This window comes from Arthrobacter sp. SLBN-53 (assembly GCF_006715585.1).
Lineage (GTDB): Bacteria > Actinomycetota > Actinomycetes > Mycobacteriales > Mycobacteriaceae > Mycobacterium > Mycobacterium neoaurum_A.
Genome location: NZ_VFNN01000001.1, coordinates 3,864,590 through 3,889,261 on the forward strand (window position 1 = coordinate 3,864,590; position 24,672 = coordinate 3,889,261).

24 protein-coding genes are annotated in these 24,672 nt (G+C 66.5%); 12 read left to right on the forward strand and 12 right to left on the reverse strand.

What is annotated here, in order from left to right:
* The first annotated feature begins 119 nt into the window (after nucleotides 1-119).
* The 7 genes from FBY28_RS18600 to FBY28_RS18630 all read left to right on the forward strand — a co-directional run bounded on the left by FBY28_RS18600 (nucleotide 120) and on the right by FBY28_RS18630 (nucleotide 5,730).
* The gene (locus tag FBY28_RS18600; protein WP_216847808.1) at nucleotides 120-869 is read left to right on the forward strand and encodes an MspA family porin; all 750 of its coding nucleotides are present in this window, start codon (nucleotides 120-122) and stop codon (nucleotides 867-869) included.
* A 37-nt stretch (nucleotides 870-906) separates the two neighbouring features.
* Nucleotides 907-1,608 (forward strand): MspA family porin, encoded by a 702-nt coding sequence (locus tag FBY28_RS18605; protein ID WP_141868840.1) that lies wholly within the window; start codon nucleotides 907-909, stop codon nucleotides 1,606-1,608.
* Entirely contained in the window at nucleotides 1,608-2,189 is a 582-nt protein-coding gene (locus tag FBY28_RS18610; RefSeq protein ID WP_141868841.1) for a hypothetical protein, read from the forward strand. Before FBY28_RS18605 ends, FBY28_RS18610 begins: the two co-directional genes overlap by 1 nt.
* 300 nt (nucleotides 2,190-2,489) lie before the next feature.
* On the forward strand, nucleotides 2,490-3,818 hold the full coding sequence (gene secY / locus FBY28_RS18615; RefSeq protein WP_141868842.1) for a preprotein translocase subunit SecY: 1,329 nt from the start codon (nucleotides 2,490-2,492) through the stop codon (nucleotides 3,816-3,818).
* The gene (locus FBY28_RS18620) at nucleotides 3,815-4,360 is read left to right on the forward strand and encodes an adenylate kinase (protein ID WP_030134492.1); all 546 of its coding nucleotides are present in this window, start codon (nucleotides 3,815-3,817) and stop codon (nucleotides 4,358-4,360) included. Before secY ends, FBY28_RS18620 begins: the two co-directional genes overlap by 4 nt.
* Before the next feature lie 10 nt (nucleotides 4,361-4,370).
* Entirely contained in the window at nucleotides 4,371-5,165 is a 795-nt protein-coding gene (gene map, locus FBY28_RS18625; RefSeq protein WP_141868843.1) for a type I methionyl aminopeptidase, read from the forward strand.
* 61 nt (nucleotides 5,166-5,226) lie between these two features.
* Nucleotides 5,227-5,730 (forward strand): MarR family winged helix-turn-helix transcriptional regulator, encoded by a 504-nt coding sequence (locus tag FBY28_RS18630; protein WP_141868844.1) that lies wholly within the window; start codon nucleotides 5,227-5,229, stop codon nucleotides 5,728-5,730.
* A 12-nt stretch (nucleotides 5,731-5,742) separates the two neighbouring features.
* Here FBY28_RS18630 and FBY28_RS18635 read toward each other — a convergent pair whose 3' ends face one another.
* Both FBY28_RS18635 and FBY28_RS18640 read right to left on the reverse strand, forming a co-directional pair.
* Nucleotides 5,743-6,978, reverse strand: a complete 1,236-nt coding sequence (locus FBY28_RS18635) for a GAF domain-containing sensor histidine kinase (RefSeq protein WP_141868845.1) — start codon at nucleotides 6,976-6,978, stop codon at nucleotides 5,743-5,745.
* Complete coding sequence (locus tag FBY28_RS18640; protein ID WP_141868846.1) at nucleotides 6,975-7,637, reverse strand: response regulator; 663 nt, start codon at nucleotides 7,635-7,637, stop codon at nucleotides 6,975-6,977. Before FBY28_RS18640 ends, FBY28_RS18635 begins: the two co-directional genes overlap by 4 nt.
* A 105-nt stretch (nucleotides 7,638-7,742) precedes the next feature.
* Between FBY28_RS18640 and FBY28_RS18645 the strand changes: the two genes are divergently transcribed.
* Nucleotides 7,743-8,552: an HAD family hydrolase gene (locus tag FBY28_RS18645; protein WP_141868847.1), complete on the forward strand. Its 810-nt coding sequence runs from the start codon at nucleotides 7,743-7,745 to the stop codon at nucleotides 8,550-8,552.
* Nucleotides 8,553-8,853: 301 nt separating this feature from the next.
* Here FBY28_RS18645 and mmsB read toward each other — a convergent pair whose 3' ends face one another.
* The 9 genes from mmsB to FBY28_RS18690 all read right to left on the reverse strand — a co-directional run bounded on the left by mmsB (nucleotide 8,854) and on the right by FBY28_RS18690 (nucleotide 19,176).
* Nucleotides 8,854-9,729, reverse strand: coding sequence for a 3-hydroxyisobutyrate dehydrogenase (gene mmsB / locus FBY28_RS18650; RefSeq protein ID WP_141868848.1), 876 nt, complete (start codon nucleotides 9,727-9,729; stop codon nucleotides 8,854-8,856).
* 16 nt (nucleotides 9,730-9,745) lie between these two features.
* Entirely contained in the window at nucleotides 9,746-10,906 is a 1,161-nt protein-coding gene (locus FBY28_RS18655) for an acyl-CoA dehydrogenase family protein (protein ID WP_174241858.1), read from the reverse strand.
* 13 nt (nucleotides 10,907-10,919) lie between these two features.
* The gene (locus tag FBY28_RS18660; RefSeq protein WP_141868850.1) at nucleotides 10,920-12,440 is read right to left on the reverse strand and encodes a CoA-acylating methylmalonate-semialdehyde dehydrogenase; all 1,521 of its coding nucleotides are present in this window, start codon (nucleotides 12,438-12,440) and stop codon (nucleotides 10,920-10,922) included.
* Between the two features lie 96 nt (nucleotides 12,441-12,536).
* Nucleotides 12,537-13,139, reverse strand: coding sequence for a dTDP-4-dehydrorhamnose 3,5-epimerase (gene rfbC / locus FBY28_RS18665; protein ID WP_141868851.1), 603 nt, complete (start codon nucleotides 13,137-13,139; stop codon nucleotides 12,537-12,539).
* Nucleotides 13,136-14,131, reverse strand: coding sequence for a dTDP-glucose 4,6-dehydratase (gene rfbB, locus FBY28_RS18670; RefSeq protein ID WP_141868852.1), 996 nt, complete (start codon nucleotides 14,129-14,131; stop codon nucleotides 13,136-13,138). Before rfbB ends, rfbC begins: the two co-directional genes overlap by 4 nt.
* Before the next feature lie 33 nt (nucleotides 14,132-14,164).
* Entirely contained in the window at nucleotides 14,165-15,013 is an 849-nt protein-coding gene (locus FBY28_RS18675) for an LLM class F420-dependent oxidoreductase (protein ID WP_141868853.1), read from the reverse strand.
* Nucleotides 15,014-15,055: 42 nt separating this feature from the next.
* The gene (locus tag FBY28_RS18680; protein WP_141868854.1) at nucleotides 15,056-15,901 is read right to left on the reverse strand and encodes an LLM class F420-dependent oxidoreductase; all 846 of its coding nucleotides are present in this window, start codon (nucleotides 15,899-15,901) and stop codon (nucleotides 15,056-15,058) included.
* Between the two features lie 53 nt (nucleotides 15,902-15,954).
* Nucleotides 15,955-17,448 carry a sensor histidine kinase gene (locus tag FBY28_RS18685; protein ID WP_141868855.1) on the reverse strand — a complete coding sequence of 498 codons (1,494 nt, stop codon included), beginning with the start codon at nucleotides 17,446-17,448 and terminating at the stop codon, nucleotides 15,955-15,957.
* 15 nt (nucleotides 17,449-17,463) lie between these two features.
* On the reverse strand, nucleotides 17,464-19,176 hold the full coding sequence (locus FBY28_RS18690) for an NAD(P)/FAD-dependent oxidoreductase (RefSeq protein WP_174241677.1): 1,713 nt from the start codon (nucleotides 19,174-19,176) through the stop codon (nucleotides 17,464-17,466).
* Between the two features lie 90 nt (nucleotides 19,177-19,266).
* Between FBY28_RS18690 and FBY28_RS18695 the strand changes: the two genes are divergently transcribed.
* The gene (locus FBY28_RS18695) at nucleotides 19,267-19,731 is read left to right on the forward strand and encodes an SRPBCC family protein (RefSeq protein ID WP_141868856.1); all 465 of its coding nucleotides are present in this window, start codon (nucleotides 19,267-19,269) and stop codon (nucleotides 19,729-19,731) included.
* Between the two features lie 23 nt (nucleotides 19,732-19,754).
* Here the strand turns inward: FBY28_RS18695 and FBY28_RS18700 are convergent, their stop codons facing one another.
* A complete protein-coding gene (locus FBY28_RS18700; protein ID WP_141868857.1) occupies nucleotides 19,755-20,633 on the reverse strand; it encodes a universal stress protein in 879 nt (292 codons plus the stop codon).
* A 180-nt stretch (nucleotides 20,634-20,813) separates the two neighbouring features.
* Between FBY28_RS18700 and FBY28_RS18705 the strand changes: the two genes are divergently transcribed.
* From FBY28_RS18705 to FBY28_RS18715, 3 genes are all read left to right on the forward strand, one after another.
* Entirely contained in the window at nucleotides 20,814-22,526 is a 1,713-nt protein-coding gene (locus FBY28_RS18705; protein WP_141868858.1) for a SulP family inorganic anion transporter, read from the forward strand.
* Nucleotides 22,527-22,618: 92 nt separating this feature from the next.
* Complete coding sequence (locus FBY28_RS18710) at nucleotides 22,619-23,398, forward strand: ribosome hibernation promotion factor (protein WP_141868859.1); 780 nt, start codon at nucleotides 22,619-22,621, stop codon at nucleotides 23,396-23,398.
* A 114-nt stretch (nucleotides 23,399-23,512) separates the two neighbouring features.
* Complete coding sequence (locus FBY28_RS18715) at nucleotides 23,513-24,400, forward strand: universal stress protein (RefSeq protein WP_141868860.1); 888 nt, start codon at nucleotides 23,513-23,515, stop codon at nucleotides 24,398-24,400.
* Nucleotides 24,401-24,672: the final 272 nt, after the last annotated feature.

The window sequence follows — 24,672 nt, forward strand, 5'->3', positions numbered from 1 at the left end:
TGCGATCACGACTTGTACTGTTCACCGTCAATCTACCGATCCGACACGCGATGAAGAAAAGATCTCGGATCAGATTGCCGGTCTTTTTCAGACAAAAGTGAGGGAATTGCATGCATTACTTGGCGACAAATACACCGAAGAAATGGCAGCGTATTCCCGCGGTGGTGGCCGCCTGCATGGTCGCCGCTGTCACCGGGGCTGGGCCGGCTCTCGCAGACCCGTCGACCGACGCCGCGATCTCTCCCGTTGCGGCGAGTTCGGACGCCACGGACGCCCCGCCGCCCCCGCCGGCAGGCGCCATGCCCTCGGCTCCGCCCGGGGTTCTCACCACACCGGACGGGTGGGTACTCAATGTCGTCGGCAAGGACGAGTCGCTGGCGCCGGTGGCCCCGCTGACCGGAGCCCCCACCTCACGCGAGTACCTGGTGAACGGAACCTTCACCGGAGCGATCACCGGCTCGGGTGACACTGCGTTGGCGGGCGGCACCCTGGAGGCCGGTTACCAGATCGGTTGCGGCATCGCCCAGGACGATATCGAGTCCATCACCGGTGGCGGCATTTCGCCGTTCATCACCCCGCCGTTCGGTTTCAAGTCGGGCCTGCGACCCGAGTTCCTCTTTCCGATCGGTGTCACGGCCAACCTGAGCCAACAGATGAAGATCGACCTCAAACCGGGGACGGTCAACATCGTGCCGGTGGGCAAGAAGTCCTTCAAGGGCGAAAACCCTCGCGTCTCCATCACCGGTTTCCGGATCAAGATCGACGGGTGTGCCGGGCAGTCCTTCATCAGGTCCTACGCCACGCTCACCAGCTCGACCGACAACACCGATGACGTCATCACCTATCTCGGCGTGACCAAAGCCGTCTGACGGCAACTACTCGAACTTTCGACATGGAGGCTGTCTGATGAACCTGCACCGTTTCGCCGCGATCGCCGTGACGCTCGCGTTACCCCTGGCGATCACCCCCGTTGCGACGGCCGACCCGGCCGTCGATCCCGCGGCGCCGGGCGCCGATCCGCTGTCCGCGCCGGCGGTACCCGGGCCGGCACCCGATACCGGTGCCGTCGCCTCCGAGGTTCCCGGGATCGCACACACCCCGGACGGTCGGACACTGACAGTGTTGGCCAAGGAGGAAACCCAGCTGCCGGTGGCACCGCTGACCACATCGCTGTCGTCTCGTGAGTGGCTGGTCGGTGGCACCTTCACGGGCAGCGGCATGGGATCGGTCAAGGGAGGCACCTTGGAGGTCGGTTACCAGATCGGCTGCGGTATCGAGATGGACAAGGTCAAGCTCAACGGCTCGATCGGCGTCAGCGGCGGCAACATCGCAGTCGACAACGGCGGCCGATTCTCCGACTTCGGAGCGCTGAGCTTTCCCATCTCGGGTCAGATCGAGGTCGAACCCCGACCGGGCACCGTCACCAACGTGCAGGTGGACAAGAAGTCCTACAAGGGCAACGAAGTCCGCGTGACCGTGAAGGACGTGCACATCAAGGTGGACAACTGCGTGGGTGCGTCGTCGTTACGTTCCTATGCGGTATTGACCAGCTCAGGTACCGATGCCGACGATATCGTCGCCTACTACGGCGTCGCGAAGGTCTTCTGATGCGCGCCATCGTCCCGCTGGCCGCGGCTGCCGTGGCCGTCGCGGTCACCCTGTGCACCTCGGCCACCGCTTCCGCCGACCCGGGCGCGGGCGATCCGCCCGCCCCGCCGGTGCCACCGGCACCGGCCGATCCTGTGCCGGCGCCCCCGGGGCCGGCATCCGCACTCGGCCCGGCGCTGCAGGGGCCGGTGGCCGCACTCACCCAGAACACGCAGGAGCTGATGCTCGGTCAGTACGCGGTGCCCTCGGTACCTGGATCCGCCCCGGCCCTGGCGCCCGACGCCTCGGTGCTCGCCATAAGCCAGTTCCTGAACCCATTGAACTTCCAGGTCCAGGATCCCGGCCCGGACGCGGTGCCTACCTCGCCGTACCCTCTCGATCCGATGCAACCGGGTCCGTTCGACCGCGTGAACGAATTGCGCGCCACCCACGCGATGGTGCACGGGGCGCTGGGCCGGATGAACATCGCCGACCTCGGCCAGCCACTGCCCGGTACCGCCCCGCCGGCGGGGACGAACATCCCGCCGGGACCGGTTCAGTTTCTGCCCGATCCAGCCGTGGCCGAGGCTCCGCTGCCCTAGGGCGCTGCGCGCCGTCTGTCATGAGCCGTCGCGACCGCTGATCGCGCACCCGGGAACGCCGGGCGGGGCTGGATTTCGCGACCGCAGTCTCTGCCGGTCGATTCCCGGCGAACCGTCGATGCCGGCGTTGATCGGTACCGGGCAGACGGCGCACAGCTGTTACTCTCGTAGACTGTTTGACGCACGCCTGCGTAGGTTGTAAAACCGCAGCTAGGCGGCACGAGACTTTAACCAGACGCTGGTAACGACCCAGCCCCATCGGCACGCCGCGTAACGAAGCCGGCCTGCGCAGGAGGAAGAGTGCTTTCGGCTTTCATCTCGTCGCTGCGGACTGCCGACCTCCGAAAGAAGATTCTCTTCACTCTCGGTTTGGTCGTGCTGTACCGCGTCGGCGCGGCGGTCCCGTCGCCCGGCGTGAACTACCCGAACGTCCAGCAGTGCATCGAGCAGGTCTCCGGTGGTGACTCGGCGCAGATCTACTCGCTGATCAACCTGTTCTCCGGTGGCGCGCTGCTCCAGCTGTCGATCTTCGCGGTGGGCGTCATGCCCTACATCACCGCGAGCATCATCGTCCAGCTCCTGACGGTGGTCATCCCGCGTTTCGAACAGCTGCGCAAAGAGGGTCAATCCGGTCAGGCAAAGATGACCCAGTACACCCGCTATCTGTCGGTTGCGCTGGCAATTCTGCAGGCCACCAGCATCGTCGCGATGGCCGCCAACGGCGCCCTGCTGCAGGGCTGCTCGCTGGAGATCATCGACGACTCCTCGATCTGGGGCCTGGTCGTCATCGTCCTGGTCATGACCGCCGGCGCTTCGCTGGTCATGTGGATGGGCGAGCTGGTCACCGAGCGCGGCATCGGCAACGGCATGTCGCTGCTGATCTTCGCCGGTATCGCCGCCCGCATCCCGTCCGAGGGCAAGATGATCCTGGACGCCCGCGGTGGCCTGGTCTTCACCTTCGTCTGCATGGGTGCGCTGGCCATCCTGGTCGGTGTCGTGTTCGTCGAGCAGGGCCAGCGCCGCATCCCGGTCCAGTACGCCAAGCGCATGGTCGGCAGGCGCATGTACGGCGGAACGTCGACCTACCTGCCGCTGAAGGTCAACCAGGCCGGCGTCATCCCCGTCATCTTCGCGTCCTCGCTGATATACATACCGCAGCTGATCACACAGCTGATCGACAGCGGTCGCAGCAATCCGGGCACCGGCTGGTGGAGTTCGTTCGTCGCCAATCACCTGTCGAACCCGACCAGCATCACCCATATCGCCATCTACTTCGGGCTGATCGTCTTCTTCACCTACTTCTACGTCTCGATCACGTTCAATCCCGAGGAACGTGCCGACGAGATGAAGAAGTTCGGTGGCTTCATCCCGGGCATCCGCCCAGGAAAGCCGACCGCCGATTACCTGCGCTACGTGCTGAGCCGGATCACCCTGCCGGGGTCGATCTACCTGGGCGCCATCGCCGTTCTCCCGAACGTGTTCCTGCAGGCCGGTAGCGGTGGTGCCACCCTGCAGAACCTGCCGTTCGGTGGTGTCGCGGTGCTGATCATGATCGGCGTGGGCCTGGACACCGTGAAGCAGATCGAGAGCCAGCTGATGCAGCGCAACTACGAAGGATTCCTCAAGTGAGAATTGTTTTGCTCGGTCCCCCCGGCGCCGGAAAAGGAACCCAGGCGGAGAAGCTCGCGGCTCAGCTCGGCATCCCGCAGATCTCGACCGGCGACCTGTTCCGCCACAACATCAGCAATGGCACTCCCCTCGGCGTCGAGGCCAAGAAGTACCTCGATGCCGGAGACCTTGTCCCGGCCTCGTTGACCAACGCGCTGGTCGACGACCGTATCGACCATGACGACGCGGCCGGCGGGTTCATCCTCGACGGGTTCCCCCGTTCGGTCGAGCAGGCCGAGGCACTCAAGGAGATGCTGGCCAAGCGCGGTCTGAAACTGGACGCCGTGGTCGAGTTCCGGGTGCCGGAGGACGAGTTGGTGGAGCGTCTCAAGGGCCGTGGTCGCGCCGACGACACCGAGGAAGTCATCCGCAACCGCTTCAAGGTCTACCGCGACGAGACCGCACCGCTGCTGGACTACTACGCCGGTGAGCTGAAGACCGTCGACGCCGTCGGCAGCCTCGACGAGGTGTTCGCTCGGGCGCTGGCCGCCCTCGGCAAGTAACCGGCCGCCGGTGATCCACGTGCCCGGCCTGCGTCGCAAGGTCGTCCCGCAGCGCAGCCCAGCTGAACTGGACGCAATGGCCGCGGCCGGCGCGCTGGTCGCCGCGGCGCTGCGTGCCGTGCAGCAGGCCGCCGCGCCAGGAGTGTCCACCGGTGAGCTCGACCGGGTCGCCGAATCGGTGATCCGCGACGGCGGCGGTGTGCCGTCCTTTCTGGGGTATCACGGTTTCCCGGCCACCGTCTGCGCGTCGGTCAACGACCGCGTCGTGCACGGCATACCGTCGGACGCCGAGATCTTGGTCGACGGCGACCTGGTCTCCATCGACTGCGGGGCAATCCTCGACGACTGGCACGGAGATTCGGCCGTCACCTTCGGGGTGGGCACCCTGATCGAGGCCGACGAGAAGCTTTCCGCGGCCACCCGGTTCTCGATGGAGGCCGGCATCGCGGCGATGCTTCCGGGCAACCGCCTCACCGATGTCTCCCATGCCATCGAGAAGGGCACCCACGCCGCCGAGGCCCGCGATGACCGTCGCTACGGCATCGTGGCCGGCTACGGCGGACATGCGATCGGCCGCGAGATGCACATGGACCCGTTCCTGCCCAACGAGGGTTCGCCGGGGCGGGGCCCCTACCTGGAGATCGGTTCGGTGCTGGCGATCGAGCCGATGCTCACCCTGGGCACCACCAACACCAAGGTGCTCGACGACGACTGGACCGTCGTCACCACCGACGGCTCGCGGGCGGCGCACTGGGAGCACACCGTCGCCGTGACCGCCGACGGACCACGCATCCTCACGCTGTAGCGCTCGTTCCGGCCCGGATCCGTTCCGTTCGGTTTTGTCTCCTCAGACGGTAAGAAAAGGAATGCCCTCACACCCCGGTAAGCGCGACCCGATAGCTATGGCGCGCGACAACTGGGAGCGCGCCGGCTGGTCGGATGTCGCCGACGGCATGGTGGCGGTCACCTCGGTGATGCGGGCCCACCAGATCCTGTTGGCGCGTGTGGAGAACGCCCTGCGGCCCTACGATCTGAGCTTCTCCCGCTTCGAGCTGCTGCGCCTGCTGGCGTTCAGCAGGAACGGCGAACTGCCGATCACCAAGGCCTCCGACCGGCTCCAAGTGCACGTCACCAGCGTCACCCATGCCATCCGGCGGCTCGAGGCCGACGGGCTGGTGGAGCGGTTGCCGCACCCGACCGATGGCCGCACCACGTTGGTGCGACTGACCGATCTGGGGCGTTCGACGGTCGAGGACGCCACCGAGACGCTCAATTCCGAGGTGTTCGCCGATATCGGTATCCCCGACGAGGATTCGCGCTCGCTCGCCGCGGCGATCGAGGCCCTACGACGCCACAGCGGGGACTTCTAGCGGACCGCGAGACTACGGGTTCTGCTGTCCGGCCGGGGTTTTCCCGCCACAACCCGTCGTGTCGCCGGCGGGGATCGGGATGCTCGCGGTGACCGTGGTGCCGGCGCCCGGCCGCGAACGGATATGCAGGCGACCGCCGACGATCTCGGCGCGCTCGGCCATCGACAACAACCCGTAACCGCCCATCTCGTCGCCGCCGAGGGGATGCTCGAACGTGTCGAATCCGATTCCGTCATCGGTGATCTCGAGGCGGGCCTGCTCGCCGGTCACCGAGAATGTGAGTTTGGCGCTGGTGGCGCGGGCGTGTTTGACGACGTTCTGCAGGCACTCCTGGGCGATCCGGTACAACGCCAGCTCGATATGGTCGGGCAACCGTCGGTCGGCGAGCTCGACAGCCAGTTCGAGCTGGGGGATCGAGCGCGCCAGGCTGGCCAGTCCGCCGGCCAGACCGAGATCATCGAGCACCGGCGGGCGCAGCCCGCTGATCGCGGCGCGTGCCTCCTGCAGCGTCAGGTCGGCCAGTTCGCGGGCCTTGGCCAGTTGGCCGGCCGCGGTCACCGGATTGTCGGCCACCGCGCGCCCCGCGGCGTCGAGCCAGTAGGACAACGTCACCAGGCGCTGGGAGATGCCGTCGTGGATATCGCCGGCCAACCGCCGCCGTTCCAGTTCCTGAGCCTCGATGACCTGCTCGACGAAATTCTCGTGGGCGCGTTCGCGGGCCACCAGCTGGCGGTGCAGGCGGGCCTGGTGCAGCGCGCCGGCGATGAGCCGCCCGATGACCAGCAGCAGCTCGACATCGCGGTCGGTGAACTCACGGCGCTGCACGGTGTGCACATTGAGCACGCCGACCAGACCGCCGGGATCGGTCTGCATGGGCACCGAGACCATCGAGGTGAAGTCCGAACCGCGCAGCGACTCGAAGGGCAGATACCGCGGATCGGATTCCTTGTCGTGACCGATCACCACCGCCTGCCGGTTGCTGGCCACCCAACCGGAGATGCCGTGGCCGAGGGGCAGGCGGATCTTGCCGACCTCACTGTCGAACGGAGGGGTGGCGCCGGTCAGCGTCAGCGACCGTTCGGTGTCGTCGAGCACGTGCACGAAGCAGACGTCGGTGGCGGTGGCATCGGTGATCATCCGGGCGGCGGCGGCCGCCAACGGCTCCACACCGGGACCGCTGGAGGTCGCCTGGATCAGTTCGCGCAGCAGGGCCAGCTCGCGGTCGGCGGTCAGGATGGGGCTGGTCATCGATAGATGCCCTCCCGTAGCGCGGTGGCCACCGCGCCGGTGCGATCGCTGACGCCGAACTTGCGATAGATCGAACTCAGGTGGGTCTTGACCGTTTCCTCACCGATCACCAGCTTGGCGGCGATACCGCGGTTGGACAGCCCGCTGACCACATACGACAAGATCTCGCTCTCGCGCTGGGTGAGCCCCTGCCGGGCGCCCGGCCAGAACTCGTCGCGCTGCAGCCGGGCCGCGGTGTCGGCCGCGCGTGCCGCCATGCCGGGGTCGATGGCCGTCTCGCCACGGTGTGCCAGTTCGAGCTGGCGGACCAATTCGTCGCTGCTGATGCTCTTGAGCAGGTAGCCGGATGCGCCTACCCGCAGCGCCTGGAAAAGGTACTGCTCGTCCTCGTAGACCGACAGCATGACGATCTTGCGGTCGGGATCGCGCTCCCGCAGCGCCAGGCACAGATCCAAGCCGCTGGACCCCTGCATCCGGACATCGCACAGCACGATGTCCGGGTCCAGTTCGGCGACCACCGTGAGGGCCCGCTCGGCGCCGACGGCCTGCCCGACGACCTGCACACGATCCTCGAAGCTCACGAGCATGGCCTTGAGCCCCTCGATGACCATCTCGTGGTCGTCGACCAGCACAAGGCGCATCGGGCTGGACGGCGCCATGCGGACAACCTTAGGGCCGCCGGCGGGCCGGTAGACCCAACTTGGCCCACCCAATCCCCCTTCCGGGGGACGCGGAGCCGATGTGAGCTGGGCCACTCTTAGCCGATGACGACGCCGCTGGATAGTGCCGGACCCGCCGCCACCTACCTGTTCCGCCGCACCGACCCGTTGCGCGCGCTGGTGCTCGATCTCGATGCACTGGCCGACCTCCGGTTCGATGGCTACCGCGTCGTGTTCAACGCCGCGTTCGCCGCCCTCGGTCTTCCCGTGCAGTGGAGCGTGGAGCGCTACCGACAGCTCCTGGCGCTGCCCGAGGAACGGCTGCGGGTGGCCGCCGAACTGCGCAAACGATGTATCGGCACCGACTGCGATGTGCTGGTGCGAGTCCTTGTCGAGCAGGTGTGCGATACCAAGGAGGCCCTGCTGCAGCGGGTGATGCTCGACGCGGGGCTCAGCCCGCGGCCCGGACTCAACGACCTGGTGACCGATGCCTTCGTCGCACAGGTGCCGATCGCGGTCATCACCGACGGTCGGCGGCGCTGGGCGCAGCCGCTGGTGAGCCAGCTGGTGGGGGCCGGTCTGGTCGAGGCCGTGGTGACCGCCGACGATATCGGGGGGCCGCCGCGCGGGGATGCCCTGTTCCGGCAGGCGTTGGCCGAACTGGGGGTGGCGCCGCATGACGCCCTGGCCATCGTCGGGTCGGCCACCGGTCTGCGTGGCGCCGATGCCGCGGGCCTGGCCACCGTCCTCATCGACGGCGACGGCGACGGCGACGCCGACACCGCGGACGCGGCCCGGTGTGCCGCGGCCGCGGTGCGCCGCGATTACAGCGGGACCGACGGCGGGTTGCGGTTGGCCCAATGCCGCCGACTGCACTCGCAGTGGTGGGCCGAACACAGCGTTCCGGCGGCCTGACCGCGCGGACGCTGCGTATAGCCGGTGCCTGCCATCACAGCGGCACCCAAATCCCGAAGAACCAGAACCCCCACTGATTGAATCCCGGCTCCCAGACCGGAGTCACGGTCTGTCCCCAGTAGTCGAAGGGTGCCGGTGGCGGCGCCCACGGTGGCGGGGGCGGGTCGAATCCCCCCGGCAGCGCCTGCGGTGAGCAGTTTCGTCGTGTACCGCTTCGTCACGCCCATGTCGAACTCCCTCGACGATCAGGTTTCCCGACCTGGAGTCCACAGTCACCCTCGAACCTGCAAGCAGGCTGTGACTATCCCGCGCGTAACGCCTCGATGACGGCGCTGAAATCCAACCCGCTGTGCTCGGCGTTGAAATCCGCGTAGATCTGCGCGGCGTGCGTACCCAGCGGGGCCTTCGAGCCGGTCGATTCGACCGCGGCCATGGCCAGCCCGAGGTCCTTGTGCATCAGGGCGGTAGCGAAGCCCGGTTTGAAATCGTTGTTGGCCGGTGAGGTCGGAACCGGCCCGGGCACCGGGCAATTGGTGCTCACGGCCCAGCAGTTCCCGGTCGCGCCGGTGATCACGTCGAACAGCTTCTGTTTGTCCAGTTCCAGCTTCTCGGCCAGGACGAACGCCTCGCCGATGGCGATCTGCTGCACGGCGAGGACCATGTTGTTGCACACCTTGGCGGCCTGACCGGCGCCCGAGCCCCCACAGTGGATGATCTTGCCTGCCATGGGATCCAGCGCCGCGGTGGCTCTCTCGAATGCCTCATCGGTGCCGCCGACCATGAATGCCAGCGTGCCCGCCGCGGCACCCTTGATGCCGCCGGACACCGGGGCGTCGAGCTGGGCGAAGCCGGCATCGAGTGCCTGGCGGTGGATCTCGCGGGCGTCATCGACGGAAATGGTGGAGGTGTCGATGAACAGCGCGCCGGCCTTGGCCGCCGGCAGCACCTCGGCATACACGGACTTCACGATGGCGCCGTTGGGCAGCGAGGTGATGACGATATCGGCCTCGGCCACCGCAGCGGCGCCGGTGTCGAAAGTGGTGATGCCCTTGCCTGCCGCGGTGTCCCGCAGGTCGGCGACCGGGTCGTACCCGTGCACGGTGAAACCGCCCGACACCAGGTTGGCGGCCATCGGACCGCCCATGTTCCCGAGGCCGAGAAAAGCGATGATGCTCATCTACAGTCTTCCCCTTCTATCCGGCGGCCCGGGCCCGCGCGGCTTCCGCCCGGCCGATGACCACCCGCATGATTTCGTTGGTGCCCTCCAGGATTCGGTGCACCCGCAGGTCCCGGACGATCTTCTCCAGGCCGTACTCGTTGAGATAGCCGTAGCCGCCGTGCAACTGCAGCGCGGAATCGGCCACGTCGAAGCAGGAGTCGGTGACGTAGCGCTTTGCCATCGCACACAGTTCGACCTTGTCCGGTGCATTCGCGTCAAGTGCAGACGCCGCGCGCCACAACATGATCCGAGATGTCTCCAGAGCGGTGGCCATATCGGCCAGGGTGAACCGGATGGTGGGCTCGTCGATGAGTGCGCCACCGAAGGCCTCCCGGTCACGCAGATAGGCGGCCGCCTTCTGGTGTGCGGTCCGGGCACCGCCGAGCGAACAGGCGGCGATGTTGATGCGGCCGCCGTTGAGCCCGTTCATGGCGATACCGAACCCGGTGCCCTCGCCGTCGGGCCCGCCGAGCAGCGCATCGGCAGGCACCCGTACCTGCTCGAGGATGACCTGCGCGGTCGGCTGGGTGTTCCACCCCATCTTGGCTTCGTTCGGCCCGAAACTCAGCCCCGGGGTGCCCTTTTCGACCAGGAATGCCGAGATTCCCTTCGGCCCGTCCGCGCCGGTGCGGGCCATCACGAGGTAGACGTCGGAAACTCCTGCGCCGGAGATGAACTGCTTGACACCGTCGAGCACCCAGCCGTCGGAGTCGCGAACCGCCTTGGTGCGCAACGCCGAGGCATCCGAGCCGGCCCCGGGCTCGGTCAGGCAGTAGCTCGCGATGGTCTCCATGCTCGCCAGCCGCGGCACCCAGGTCTTGCGCTGTTCCAGGTTGCCATAGGTGTCGACCATCCACGCACACATGTTGTGGATGGAGATGAACGAGGCCAGCGCCGGATCGGCCGCGGCCAATTCCTCGAAGATCCGCACGGCATCGATGCGGCGCAACCCGCTGCCGCCGACATCTTCACCGCAGTAGATCGCGGCCATGCCCAGTTCGGCGGCCGCGCGCAGCACATCGGTGGGGAAGTGCTTGCTGTGGTCCCATTCCAAGGCGTGCGGCGCAAGGCGTTTGGCGGCGAACGCGGCTGCCGTCTCGGCGATCACCCGTTCGTCGTCGGTCAGCTCGAATATCGACATGTCGGTGCTATTGCATCGTGGGAATGGAGAACTCGGCGCCATCCTTGATGCCCGACGGCCAGCGCTCGGTGACGGTCTTGACCTTGGTGTAGAACTGGATCGAGGCGGGGCCGTGCTGGTTGAGATCGCCGAAGCCGGAACGCTTCCAGCCGCCGAAGGTGTGATAGGCCACCGGGACCGGGATCGGCACGTTGACGCCGACCATGCCTACCTGCACGCGGGAGACGAAGTCGCGGGCGGCGTCGCCGTCGCGGGTGAAGATCGCCACACCGTTGCCGTATTCGTGCTCTGTAGGGAGCCTCAACGCGTCCTCATAGTCCTTCGCGCGCACGATGCACAGCACCGGGCCGAAGATCTCGTCGGTGTAGATCGACATGTCGGTGGTGACATGGTCGAACAGGGTGGGGCCGATGAAGAATCCCTTGGATAGATCCTGACCATCGAAGCTCAGTTCGTCGGTGGCGCGCTCGCGGCCGTCGACCACCAGCTCGGCTCCGGCCTCCACACCCTGGCCGATATAGTCGCGCACCCGCTCCAGGGCGGCACCGGTGACCAGCGGCCCGTAATCTGCCTTGGGATCCAGGCTGTGCCCGACGCGCAGCTGATTGACACGCTCGACCAATCGATTTCGAAGCCGTTGCGCTGTCTCTTCGCCCACCGGGACCGCGACGCTGATCGCCATGCACCGCTCGCCTGCGCTGCCGTAGCCCGCACCGATCAACGCGTCGACGGCCTGGTCCAGATCGGCGTCGGGCATCACGATCATGTGGTTCTTGGCGCCGCCGAAGCACTGGCTGCGCTTGCCGTTGGCCGCGGCCGTCGAGTAGATGTACTGCGCGATATCCGAGGATCCGACGAAACCGACGGCCTGGATGTCGGGGTGGGTGAGGATGGCGTCGACGGCCTCCTTGTCGCCATGGACGACCTGGAAGACGCCTGCGGGCAGGCCCGCCTCGATGAACAATTCGGCCAGCCGCACCGGCACCGACGGATCACGCTCGGAGGGCTTGAGGATGAAGGCGTTACCGCAGGCCAGTGCGGGACCGGCCTTCCACAGCGGGATCATGGCCGGGAAGTTGAACGGCGTGATCCCGGCGACCACACCGAGCGGCTGACGGATCGAGTAGACATCGATACCACCGCCGGCGCCCTCGGTGAACTCACCCTTGAGCAGGTGCGGGATGCCGATCGCGAATTCGATGACCTCGACGCCGCGCTGGATGTCGCCCTTGGCGTCGGCCACGGTCTTGCCGTGCTCGATGGAGAGCAGCTCGGCCAGCTCGTCGACGTTGTCGTTGACCAGCGAGACGAACTTCATCATCACCCGCGCCCGCCGTTGCGGATTCCAGGCGGCCCATTCCTGCTGCGCGGTCACCGCCGAGGCAACCGCGGTGTCCACGTCGGCCTTGCCGGCCAACAGGACCTGGGCCTGTACTTCGCCGGTGCTGGGGTTGAGGACATCTGCGGTGCTGGTCGAGGCGAGATCGCTGCGCTTGCCGTCGATGAAGTGCTGAATTTTCGTGGTCATGAGGTCCGTCCGAAGTGTGCGTGCTCGATGTGATCCGAGATACTTGGATATCCTAGTAATGGGCCGGGCCGCACGCAAGGAGTCGGTGGTGAGAGCTCAGCCGATCCGGGCGCGCAGCTGTTCGACGTAGGCCCGGGTGTCCGCCCACGTCGGCAGCACACCCTCGGCGAGCGCCTCGGCCAGGGTCGGAGCGGCCGCATCCCGCTCGGAGAGGATCAGCCGATGCTGCAGGGGCCAGTCGATACCCACGGATGTCGGTGAGATGGTGCGCTCGCGATCCGGGGCATAGCCGGCCGAGCACAGATACATCACGGTCGAATCATCTTCCAGCGCAAGGAAGGCGTGACCGAGGCCCTCGGACAGGTAGACCGATCGCCGCTGCCGGTCGTCGAGCAGCACCCCGTCCCAGTGCCCGAAGGTGGGCGAGCCGACCCGGATGTCGACCACCACGTCGTAGACCGCGCCGCGCAGGCAGGTGACGTATTTGGCCTGGCTCGGCGGCACGTCGGCAAAGTGCACACCGCGCAACACCCCGGCCGCCGAGATCGAACAGTTGGCCTGGTGCAGCTCGAAAGGGTGACCGGTCATCGCCTCGAAGGACGCATCGGTGAACCACTCGAAGAAGGCCCCCCGGGCGTCGCTGTGCACCGTGGGAGTGATCTCCCACGCGCCGGGAACCGCCAGTTCCCGTGCGCTCACTGGCCGCGCTCCGCGTACCGTGCTTCGATCGTCGCTTTCAATGGCCCCCACCACTTTTCGTTGTGCCGATACCAGTCGATCGTCGCCCGCAGACCCGCCTCGAAATCGTTGTGCACCGGTGCCCACCCCAACTCCTCGCGCAGCACCGACGCATCGATGGCATAGCGCAGATCATGCCCCACCCGGTCGGTCACCTGGTCGAAATCGTCGGGATCGTGGCCCATCAGTGTCAGCAGCGTCCGCAGCACGCTGCGGTTGTCGCGTTCACCGTCGGCCCCGATCAGATAGGTCCGGCCCGGCGTGCCGTCGATGAGGATGCGCCACACCGCCGCATTGTGATCATCGACGTGGATCCAGTCGCGCACATTGGCGCCGGTGCCGTACAGCTTCGCGCGGCGGCCGGTCAGGATGTTGGTGATCTGGCGAGGGATGAACTTCTCGACGTGTTGGTATGGCCCATAGTTGTTGGAGCAGTTGGAGATTGTGGCAGGCACACCGTAGGAGCGAACCCAGGCTCGGACCAGGAGATCGGCGGCCGCCTTCGTCGAGGAGTACGGACTCGACGGGTTGTAGGGGGTGGACTCGGTGAATCGCGCGGGATCGTCGAGCGCCAGGTCGCCGTACACCTCATCGGTCGACACATGGTGCAGCCGGGTCCCGTGCCGGCGCACCGCCTCCAACAGCGTGAAGGTGCCCACGACGTTGGACTGCACGAACGGCGTCGGGTCGGCGAGGCCGTTGTCGACATGGGTCTCGGCGGCGAAGTGCACCACCGCATCGGCCACCGCGACGAGATCCGACACCAGATCGCTGTCGGCGATATCCCCTTCGACCAGCCGGATACGGTCGGCCACCGGCGCCAGCGACTCACGGCTGCCGGCGTAGGTCAGCGCATCCAAGACCGTCACCTCGGTCTCCGGTCGTTCCCGGAGGGTGAGGTGCACGAAGTTGGACCCGATGAATCCGGCACCACCGGTGACCAGCAACCGCATGGCCCAACCCTAGAGGTGCTCCGCCCAGACGCTCTAGGTGAGGCCCAGCGGGCCGGCCAACTCGGTCAACGTCGGCAGCAGCTCATCCCAACCGCCCAGCACTTGAATCGCCACATGATCGGCGCCGGCATCCAGATGCTGGTTCAGGCGCGCGGCGACATCGGCCGCGGCGCCGTGCGCGACGACGGCGTCGATCAACCGGTCACTTCCCGGCTTGGCGATATCGTCCTCGGTGAAGCCCAGACGGCGCCAGTTGTTCAGGTAGTTGCTCAGATCGAGATAGAAATCCACCGCGCCCCGACCGATCTCACGGGCATGCTCGACATCGGTGCTGAGGACGACCTTGTGTTCGGGCGCCAAGAACACGGTGTTACCGATCAGGTTGTGGGCCTGGCCGGTGTGCTGCGGGGTGGTCAGGTAGGGATGGGCACCCGCGCTGCGGGCGGCCGCCAGCTTGAGCACCTTGGGCCCTAGCGCGGCGATGACGCGCCGGCTGGTCGGCACATGCGCGGCGTCGAGCGCATCCAGGTACTCGACAAGCACGTCATAGGGCTTGCGGTATTCCTCGGTGTGCTCGGGATGGCCGATGCCGATACCCAGCAGAAAGCGACCGGGATACGCCTTCTCCACCCGGTGGTAGGCCTCGGCCACCTCGTCGGCGTCCGCCTGCCACACGTTGATGATGCCCGTCGCGACCTGCAGATTCTCGGTCGCCTCCAGCAGCGGCTCGACATAGTTCAAGTCACCCTTGGGCGACCCGCCGATCCACAGCGCGCCGTACCCCAGCTTCTCGATCTCGGCCGCCTGCTCGGGCTTCGGCACACCGAACGTCCACACGCCGTAGCGACCGAAGTCGGGTTTGAGGGTCACGGCGTCGGTCATGGAGATCTCCATCCTCGTCGGTATGTCATGGCCCGGTCGATCTCACCGCAGGCCCAGTGATCCGGCCAACTCGGTGAGCGCGGGTAACAGGTTGTCTGTACCCGTCAGCACCTGAACCGGAACATGATCGGCGCCGGCGGTCAGGTGTTCTTTGAGCCGGGCCGCGATGGCCTCGGTGGTGCCGTGGGCGACGACGGAGTCGACGAGGACGTCGCTGCCGGGCTTGGCCACGTCCGCGTCGGTGAACCCGAGCCGTTTCCAGTTGTTCAAGTAGTTAGCCAGATTGAGGTAGATCTCCAGTGCCTTCCGGCCTACCTCGCGGGCGTGTGCCGCATCGGTGGTCAGCACCACCTTGTGCTCGGGTGCCAGCAATGCGTCCGGCCCGATCAGGGCGCGCGCCTGGGCGGTGTGTTCGGGAGTCGTCAGATAGGGATGCGCGCCGGCGCTGCGGCGAGCAGCCAGTTTGAGCACCTGCGGACCGAGTGCGGCCACCACGACACTGTGCCGAGGCACGCCGTGACCGTCGAGTGCATCCAGATACTCGACGAGCGCGTCATAGGGCTTCTTGTACTCGGAGTGCGCCTCGGGATGACCGACGCCGATACCGAGCAGGAAGCGGCCGGGGTAGCGCTTTTCGATCCGGTGGAAGGATTCGGCCACCGGCGCGGCCGGTGCCGACCAGATGTTGACGATTCCGGTGGCCAGTTGCAGCGTGTCGGTCGCGCCGAGGATCGGATCGACCCAGTCCAGCTCGGCCGGTGGCGAGCCGCCCGCCCAGATCGCGCCGTAACCGAGCGATTCGATATCCCGGAGCTGTTGTTCGGGGAGCTGCCGCCATTGCTCGTAGTGACCGAACACGCCGAACTTGCCGAGAGCTGGTTTCGTCATGGTCCGCACAACCTCCGCTGGGGCGTTGCGCATTCCGCCAAGGCCACCAGCAGCTATTCGGTCCCTGCCGCCGAGAGCTCACCCGGGGTGGGGATGACCGGAGCCGGCGCCACCAACGGCAGACAGACCGCGAACCGGGTGTCGCCGGGCTTGGACTGCACCGAGATGTTGCCCCCGTGCTTCTCCACCACGATGCGCCAGGCCAGGTCCAGTCCGAGGCCGGTGCCCTCGCCGAAGGGTTTGGTGGTGAAGAACGGGGTGAAGATGCGATCGATGACATCTTCGGGGATGCCTGGGCCGTCATCACAGATCTCGACACGGATCATCTGTTCGTTCTCGCGGCTGGTACGGATGGTCAAGGTGCCGTGGCCGCCCATCGCCTGGATGGCGTTGTCGATGATGTTGGTCCACACCTGGTTCAGGTCACCGGGATAGCACTGCAGCTCGGGCAGCGTCTTGTCCAGATCCTTGACGATCGTGACCGGACGATCCTTGCCCGGTCCACCGATCTTGTCGCCGAACATCATCACGGTGCTGCGGATCAGCTCGTGCACATCGGCGCTGCCGTAGGAGCCGCGATCCATCTGCGAATACTGCTTGGCGCCGGCCAGCAGCGCCGAGATGCGCTTGCTGGCCTCGGCGATCTCGTTCATCCGCAATTCGTTGTCGATGGTGTACTTCAACCAGCCGATGGCGCCTTGCAGCGAGGCGGTGGAATCCAGATCGTCGACCAGCGCCGACACCCGCTCCAGCCAGTCGGTGTCCAGGCCCGCCTCGACAAACGTGGGAGCGTAATCCCAGGCGCCGGCGATACCGTGATCCTCGAGCCAGTCGCCGAGCTCGTCCTCGCGATCGGAGGCCTCCAGCGCGGTGAGCTCCAGATCCTTGTTCTTGGCGACCTGTTCGGCGACCTGATCCTGGATGTTGACCAGGGCGCGCAATGACTCGGGGCTGAACTTGGCCTCGGCCACCATGGCGAGCTTGTGTCGCATGTGACCGACGGTTTCACGCAGGTCGGACACCGCGCGCGCGGTGGCCGCCGCCGGGTTGTTCAGCTGGTGGGTCAACCCCGCGGTGATGGTCCCCAGTGCCAGCAGCTTCTCGCGCTGACCGATGATCTGGCTCTGCCGTCGGCCACCGACGAGCTGGCCCTCCATGAGGTGCACGGCCATCGGGAACTGCGCGCGCATGAACTCCGCGAACGCCCGCGCCTCCAGCACGAACACCCGCGACTCGGACACCAGCCGCACCGAGGCCTGGTAGAGCTGCTCTTCACCGGGGATGTACGCCGACCAGGCGCCGAAGTAGACGCCGCGCTGGGAGGTCCGATTGGTCTGGATGTCGACGCCGCCGGAGCGCTTCGACATGATCAGTTCACCATCGATCAGCACGTAGAAGCACGTCGCCTGCTCGCCCTCCTGCACGATCGGGCCGGCCGGGAACGTCTCGATGGAACCCGCCTGGCAGAGCGTGTCGAGCTGCTCGTCGGTCAGATGCTCGAACAGGAACAGCGTCCGCAGTTCGTCGCGCACACACGTCTCGCCCATATGTCTCAAGCCCCTCTATGCCTCAGCCAGGTACCGGTGCACGAACATCACCGCCATCGACCCTTCGCCGACGGCCGCCGCAACCCGCTTGGCGGATTCCGAACGCACATCTCCTGCAACAAACACACCGGGCACACTTGTTTCCAGGTGGTGCGGAGGACGGTCCAGGCTCCAGCCGCACACATCGCGCAGATCGGGGCCGGCCAGGATGAAACCGCGGTCGTCGCGGGCCACCACGCCGTCGAGCCAGTCGGTGCGCGGGGTGGCGCCGATGAAGCAGCACAGCCGGTTGGCCGGCACATCCTCGGTCTCACCGGACTTGCGGTCGGCCAGTGTGAGCCCGACAAGGTGGTCGTCTGCGGCGGTGGTGCCGACCACCTCGGTGCAGGTGCGGACCTCGATCTTGTCGTTGGCCTCGATCTGCTGGATCAGGTAGTAGGACATGGATGCCTCCAGCGAGGGGCCCCGCACCAGCATGGTGACCCTCTTGGCGGTCCTGGACATGAACATCGCCGCCTGCCCTGCCGAGTTGGCGCCGCCGACGATGTAGACCTCTTCCCCGGCGCATTCGGCGGCATCGGACACCGAGGCGCCGTAATAGACGCCGCGCCCGATCAAATTGGACTCCTCGGCCGCCGAACAGCCCGTCACCGTCAACTCCCGGTAGTCGACACCGGTGGCGAGGATGACCGCCCGGGCGCCGATGGTGCGCCGGCCCTCGCCGTCGGCGGAATCGTCGGAGAAGGTGATCATGCGCGCCGTCCCGATCTCACCGGCCTGCAGATGCAGGGCCTGGCGGGTGGTGATCACCTCGGCGCCGAAGCGCTCGGCCTGCCGGCGGGCCGTGGTCGTCAGATCGACTCCGGAGATGCCGTTCTCGAAGCCGAGATAGTTCTCGATCCGGGAACTGCGGCTGGCCTGACCACCCGTCATCGCGCGCTCGATCAGGACGGTGTTGAGACCCTCGGACGCGCCGTAGACCGCGGCGGCCAACCCGGCCGGCCCGCCGCCGATGACCGCCAGGTCGTACATCTCCAGGGACGGGTTGGTGGACAGGCCGAGCATGGTGGCCAGCTCGGTGTCGGTGGGTTCGACCATCGGCTTGCCGTCCTCGGTGATCACCACCGGCAGCTGTCTACCGTCCAGCCCGGCCGCCTCGAGCAATTGGCGGCCCTTGGGTTCCTCGGCGGTGAACGCCTTGAAGGGATAGCCGTTGCGGGCCAGGAACTGACGCACATCCCAGGACCGCGGATTCCACTGGTGGCCGATCACCTTGGTGTAAGGGATGGCGTGATCGCCTGCGGCGTGCCAGGACTCCAGCAGGCCGTCGATCACCGGGTAGAGCTTCTCCTGGGGCGGATCCCACGGCTTGAGCAGGTAATGGTCGAGATCGACGACGTTGATGGCGTCGATGGCGGCCGTCGTATCGGCGTACGCGGTGAGCAGGACCCGCCGCGCCATCGGATACAGGTCCATCGCGGCCTCGAGGAACTCGATACCGCTCATCTGCGGCATCCGGTAGTCGGCAACGAACACGGCGACGGTGTCGCCGCGCAGCTTCAGTTCGTGCAGCGTGTCCAGGGCATCGGGGCCGGACTCGGCGCGCACGATCCGGTATCGCTCGCCGTAGTGGCGACGCAGATCGCGTGCCACGGCGCGGGACACGGCCGGATCGTCGTCCACGGAGAGGATCACGGGCTTGCGGGGTTGGCGCTCGGCGTCAGGCATCACTGATGATTATGCGCTGAACGTCCACTTCTTATCCCAGCCTGATCGCTGACGGCGAACGTCGCGCACCATCGGCCTAGACTGCCGCGTGTGACGGCCCTCGAATACTCCGATTCCATCCATCTCGCCCTGGACGTGCACGCGACATACGACCTGGTCTCCGACATCACCCGGATGGGCCAGTGGAGTCCGGTGTGCAAGGAGTGCTGGTGGGACGACCCGGCGGCCGGCGCAGTGGCCGGCGCATGGTTCACCGGTCGGAACGTGCTGCCCGAGCGCACCTGGGAAACCCGCAGCCAGGTCGTCGCGGCCGTACCGGGTCAGGAGTTCGCCTGGGAGGTCAACAACGGGTGGGTCCGGTGGGGCTTCACCATGGAACCGGCCGGTGACGGCACGATGCTGACTCAGTACTGGCGGTTCCTGCCCAAGGGCATCGAAGGGTTCCGGGAGCGCTTCGGCGCCGATGCCGACGCGCAGATCGCGACGCGCTCGGAGCTGGCGCTCAGCGGGATCCCGCAGACCCTGGCGGCCATCAAGGCCGGCGTCGAGGCGTAGGCCCGGTTACCGGGGTCCGGTCATCACGACCGCGCCACGATCACCGGTGCGGTGGCCGATTCGGCGACCGCGCAACCGACCGAGCCGAGCAGCATGCCGGCGAATCCGCCCCGGCCATGGCTCCCGACGACCACCAGCTGCGCAGATTCTGCCTGCATGAGCAGCTGCTGCGCAGGGCGGTCGCGGACCACCACACGCCGGATGGGCACGTCGGGGTAGCGGTCCTGCCATCCGGCGAGGCGCTCGGAGAGTTCGGCCTCGGCCTGCGGCTGGAAAACCGTCCATTCATCGCCCGGGTAGGCGTACACCTGGAGATCGCTCCAGGTGTGTACGGCGATCAACTCCACGCCACGCCGAGACGCCTCGTCGAAGGCCACCGCGACGGCAACTTCTGACGCGGGCGACCCGTCTATACCGACGACGACGGGCGCCTGGGCGGACTGGGCCTGCGGGTCGGAGACCGGATGGATCACGGCGACGGGGCAATGCGCATGGCGGATCAAGGCGGAGCTCACCGAGCCGAGGACCGCCCGCCCGACGCGGCTGAGCCCCCTGCTGCCGACGACCAGCATCTGTGCGTCCTTGGACAGATCGGTGAGCGTCGACACCGCGTTGCCGTCGGTGACCTGCTCGCGCAACGTCAACGGCCCGCGGTCGGTCACCGCGCCTTCGGCGGCCTCGGTCGCGGCGTCGAGCGCTTCGCGGCCGTGCTGGGCGGCCAACCGCTCCAACTCATCGGCGACGGATACCTCATACCAAGTCAGTGCGCGCGCGTTCGACCTTATGTGGGCCAGCGTGAGCGGAACGTTGTGCATGACCGCTTCCACGGCGGCCCATTTCACGGCTCGCAGCGCGTCGGGTGAGTTGTCCACCCCGACGACGATCCCGCGGTGCGAATTCATCTACAGCTCCTCGAGTCGGCGATCCGACCCTTGGCGCGGACCTGAACCGACCGTAGATCCGCCCACCGTGCTGGTACAGGAGGCTTAGGTCCCTTTCCGCCAGGGACATACGTCCGTCGACGAACTGATCCGGGATCAGCTAGCGTTCGCCGATACGACGACCGGAGGAAGCGGAGGGCCATGGCCGCCACCAGTTGGGTCGACCGCGCCCTGCCGGGGCTGGCGGGCTTTCGCGGCTACCGCCGCTCCGCGTTGCGGGGCGACGTGCTGGGCGGCTTGACGGTGTCGGCCTACCTTGTGCCCCAGGCGCTGGCCTACGCAACTCTCGCCGGGCTGCCTCCGGCCGCCGGGCTGTGGACGGCGTTGCCGCCGTTGCTGATCTACGCATTGATGGGTTCATCGCGACAGTTGTCTGTCGGCCCTGAATCGACCACTGCGTTGATGACGGCCGCCGTCCTGACAGCGACCGTCGGGGTTGGCGATCCGGCCCGCTATGCGCAATACGCCGCGACTCTGGCACTGCTCGTCGGTGCCATCTGCCTGCTCGCGGGACTGTTCAGGCTCGGCTATCTCGCGAATCTGCTGTCGCGTCCGGTCCTGGTCGGGTATCTGGCCGGGATCGCCGCGATGATGGTGATAAGTCAGTTGGGCCGGCTCACCGCGGGATTGGTGACCGGTCTGTCGGTGCGCGATCAGTTGGTATCCTTCGACGCCTCACTGACTGGAGTGCATTGGCCCACGGTCGTTCTCAGTCTGACTGTGCTGGCGCTCATCCTGCTCTTGGATCGGTGGGCACCGCGGCTACCGGGACCACTGATCGGCTTACTGGCAGCGAGCGTGGCGGCTGCGGTTTTCGCGGATACCTTGCAGGGCATCGAACTCGTGGGCCCCGTCCCGTCGGGGATTCCGTTGCCGAGCTGGCCGATGGTCTCCGCCGAGTCGATACGTGATCTGATCATCCCCGCGGTGGGCATTGCGATGGTCGCTTTCTCGGACAATGTGTTGACCGCCAGAGCATTTGCGTCGCGGGCCGGTACGGATGACATCGAGCCTCAGGTCGAACTGCGAGCTCTGGGTGTCTGTAATCTGCTCGCCGCCGTCTTCCGCGGATTTCCGATAAGCTCCAGCGGCAGTCGCACGGCACTGGCGCACGCCGCTGGTGCGCGCACCCAGATGTACTCGCTGGTGGTGTTCGCCGTGACGGCTGTCGTACTCATGGTCGGGGGAGACGTCATGGCCGCCATCCCGACCGCGGCGCTGGGTGCGCTGGTGGTCTTCGCCGCGACCAAGCTGGTGGAACTCGGGGAGTTCCGGCGGCTGGCTGCTTTTCGCAGGAGTGAACTGCTCCTCGCACTGGCGACGACGGTAGCCGTGCTGGCGCTGGGAGTGCTCTACGGAGTGTTGGTCGCGATCGCCCTATCGGTTGCCGATCTGTTGCGTCGACTCGGACATGCGCACGACGGCGTGCAGGGATTCGTGCCAGGAGTTGCCGGGATGCACGATGTCGATGACTATCCCGACGCCACCTTGATACCGGGCTTGCTCGTGTATCGCTATGACGCACCGCTGTTCTTCGCCAATGCCGCGGACTTTCACCGGCGCGCACTTGCCGCCTTGGACGGCGCCCCGCGACCGGTGCATTGGTTCGTACTCAACGCCGAGTCCAACGTCGAGGTCGACGCCACCGCGCTCGACGCCCTTGACCACCTCCGCCGAGACTGCGCCCGTCGTGGTGTCGTCTTCGCGATGGCCAGGGTGAAGCAGGATCTCCGCGCTGCACTCGATGCCGGTGAGCTACTCGACAGCATCGGCGAAGACCATATCTTCATGACCCTGCCGACCGCTGTGGCGGCGTATCGACATGCGCATCCCGATGACGGGTCCGCTGCCTAGCGTCCGGGATTGAGGTACACCGCAAAGGATCCGGAAAGGTCGGTGACCTTCGGCACTTATCGCAGCCGGCGGATGCGTATACCAACGGTGGCATGAGCAATCAGGCAGATGCCGTTCCCTCACCCGCCGAGCTCGATCTCACCGTCACGGGCGCGCCTGCAGACGTCTCGGAGTACGTTCGTTCGAAGATCGGTGGGCTCACCCGATATCCGATCACTCGCGGGCGGGTCAGGCTCAAGCAGCGGGGTCACGCAGATCACGGCTGCGCCGTCACCGCTCAGGGCAACTTCGAGGTGCATGGCCGTGTGGTCCGAGCGCAGGTCGGGGCCGGATCGATGCGTGAAGCGATCGACAAGCTGGAGGCGCGCATGCGACGCCGGCTGGCGGATGTGTGTGCGCTGCGGGAGCCATCGCGCGGGCCTGCGGCTGCTCCGCCGTGGCGTCACGGAACGGATTCACCGACCCCGTTGCCGCGGATGTCCGATACGGCTCGTATCGTCCGGCGCAAGTCCTATGCCATGGCTCCTTGCAGTGTCGACGACGCGGTGATCGAAATGACGCTGCTCGACTACAGATTTCATCTGTTCAACGAGATCGGCAGTGGCACAGCGGCTGTGGTGTATCACGGTGGGCCGACCGGGCTGCGGCTCGCCCTCGTCACACCGGATGTCGCCGGCGAGTTGGCGGACTTCACTGAGTTGGTCACCATCAGTCCGCATCGGGTGCCGTGCCTGCGTGAGGACGCCGCGATACAGCGCTTGGATGTGTTGAAGCTGCCGTTCGTGTTCTTTATCGATGCGGCGCAGGGGCGGGCGAGCGTGCTGTACCGCCGCTTGGACGGTGACCTCGCGATGATCACGCCGGCCGGATGAGGACTTTCGCCTCGGTTCTCAGGGACCTAAGCCTCCCGAGAACGGTCATTCGGCGAGATTAGCGTCGGACTGTATCCGAAACCGGGCGGTCGACATCTCACGGGAGAGACCACTATGACATTCCTCTTCACCACGAACCTGGACGGCATTGTGGCGGCGGTCGATGGTTCATCGACCGCCGATCTCGCGGCGGCATGGGCGGCACACGAAGCGGTACTTCGGAACGTCACGCTGACATTGGTCTACGTGAAGCCATCCGACGAGGCGGGGCCATGGATCGACCTTCCGACCTCGGTCGAGTATCTGGCCGAACGGGACAGAATCGCCGAGGACATCGTCGAGCGAGCCAGCCGGCATGTCAGAGCTGTCGCATCGGAACTGCGAGATGGGCAGGTCAAGACGCTGGTTCGCGAAGGGCCCAAAATGACTGCGCTGATCGATATTTCCAAAGACGCCGATCTGATGGTCGTCGGGTGCCGTGGACGCGGAGGCATGGCACGCCTGCTGTTGGGTTCCACCAGCTCGGCACTGGTACATCACTCGCACAGCCCGGTAGCCGTGATTCACGGCGAAACCGGTGCTGCGAATGGGGACGGGCCGGTCGTGGTCGGTATCGACGCCATGCCGGCGTCGGAGCTGGCCATTGCCATCGCGTTCGACGAAGCTTCACGCCGTGGGGTTGACCTCGTCGCCGTGCACACGTGGACCAACAGCGGGGACTTCGGTTCAGATGTCACACGTGGTGGCCAGGTGGAGCAAGCGGAAGAGGAACTGGCACAACGGATCGCCGGCTGGGCGGAACGCTATCCCGACGTCACCGTTCACCGTGTGGTTGGTCAGGACAACCCTGTGCACGCGCTGATCGAACAGTCCAGCGGTGCGCAGTTGCTCGTCGTGGGAAGCCACGGACGTGGCGGGTTCGCAGGCATGCTGCTCGGCTCGGTGAGTTGGGCAGTGGTCCAGCTTGCCTCCGGTCCCGTCATCGTCGCCCGCCGCTCCTGAATGTGCCGGGCTCGTCGGTATCGATGAGTCGCACTCGGACGCCGACCATCGACGAGTCATCGGCACTCGCAATGAGAATCGAGTCTGAGGACGGATCACGTCCACCGGAGCCGACGCGGACTCGGCAACCGGGGTCCTGACCGAACCCAGCGCGTGCCCGACATCCCGCCGCCGGCGTTTCCTGGTGAATCCGACGCCACAGCGGTGCGGCGCCGGATCAGGAGTCTTTCGCTCCCAGAAAAGAGGACTTTGTGCCTCAGCCTCGGATCGTC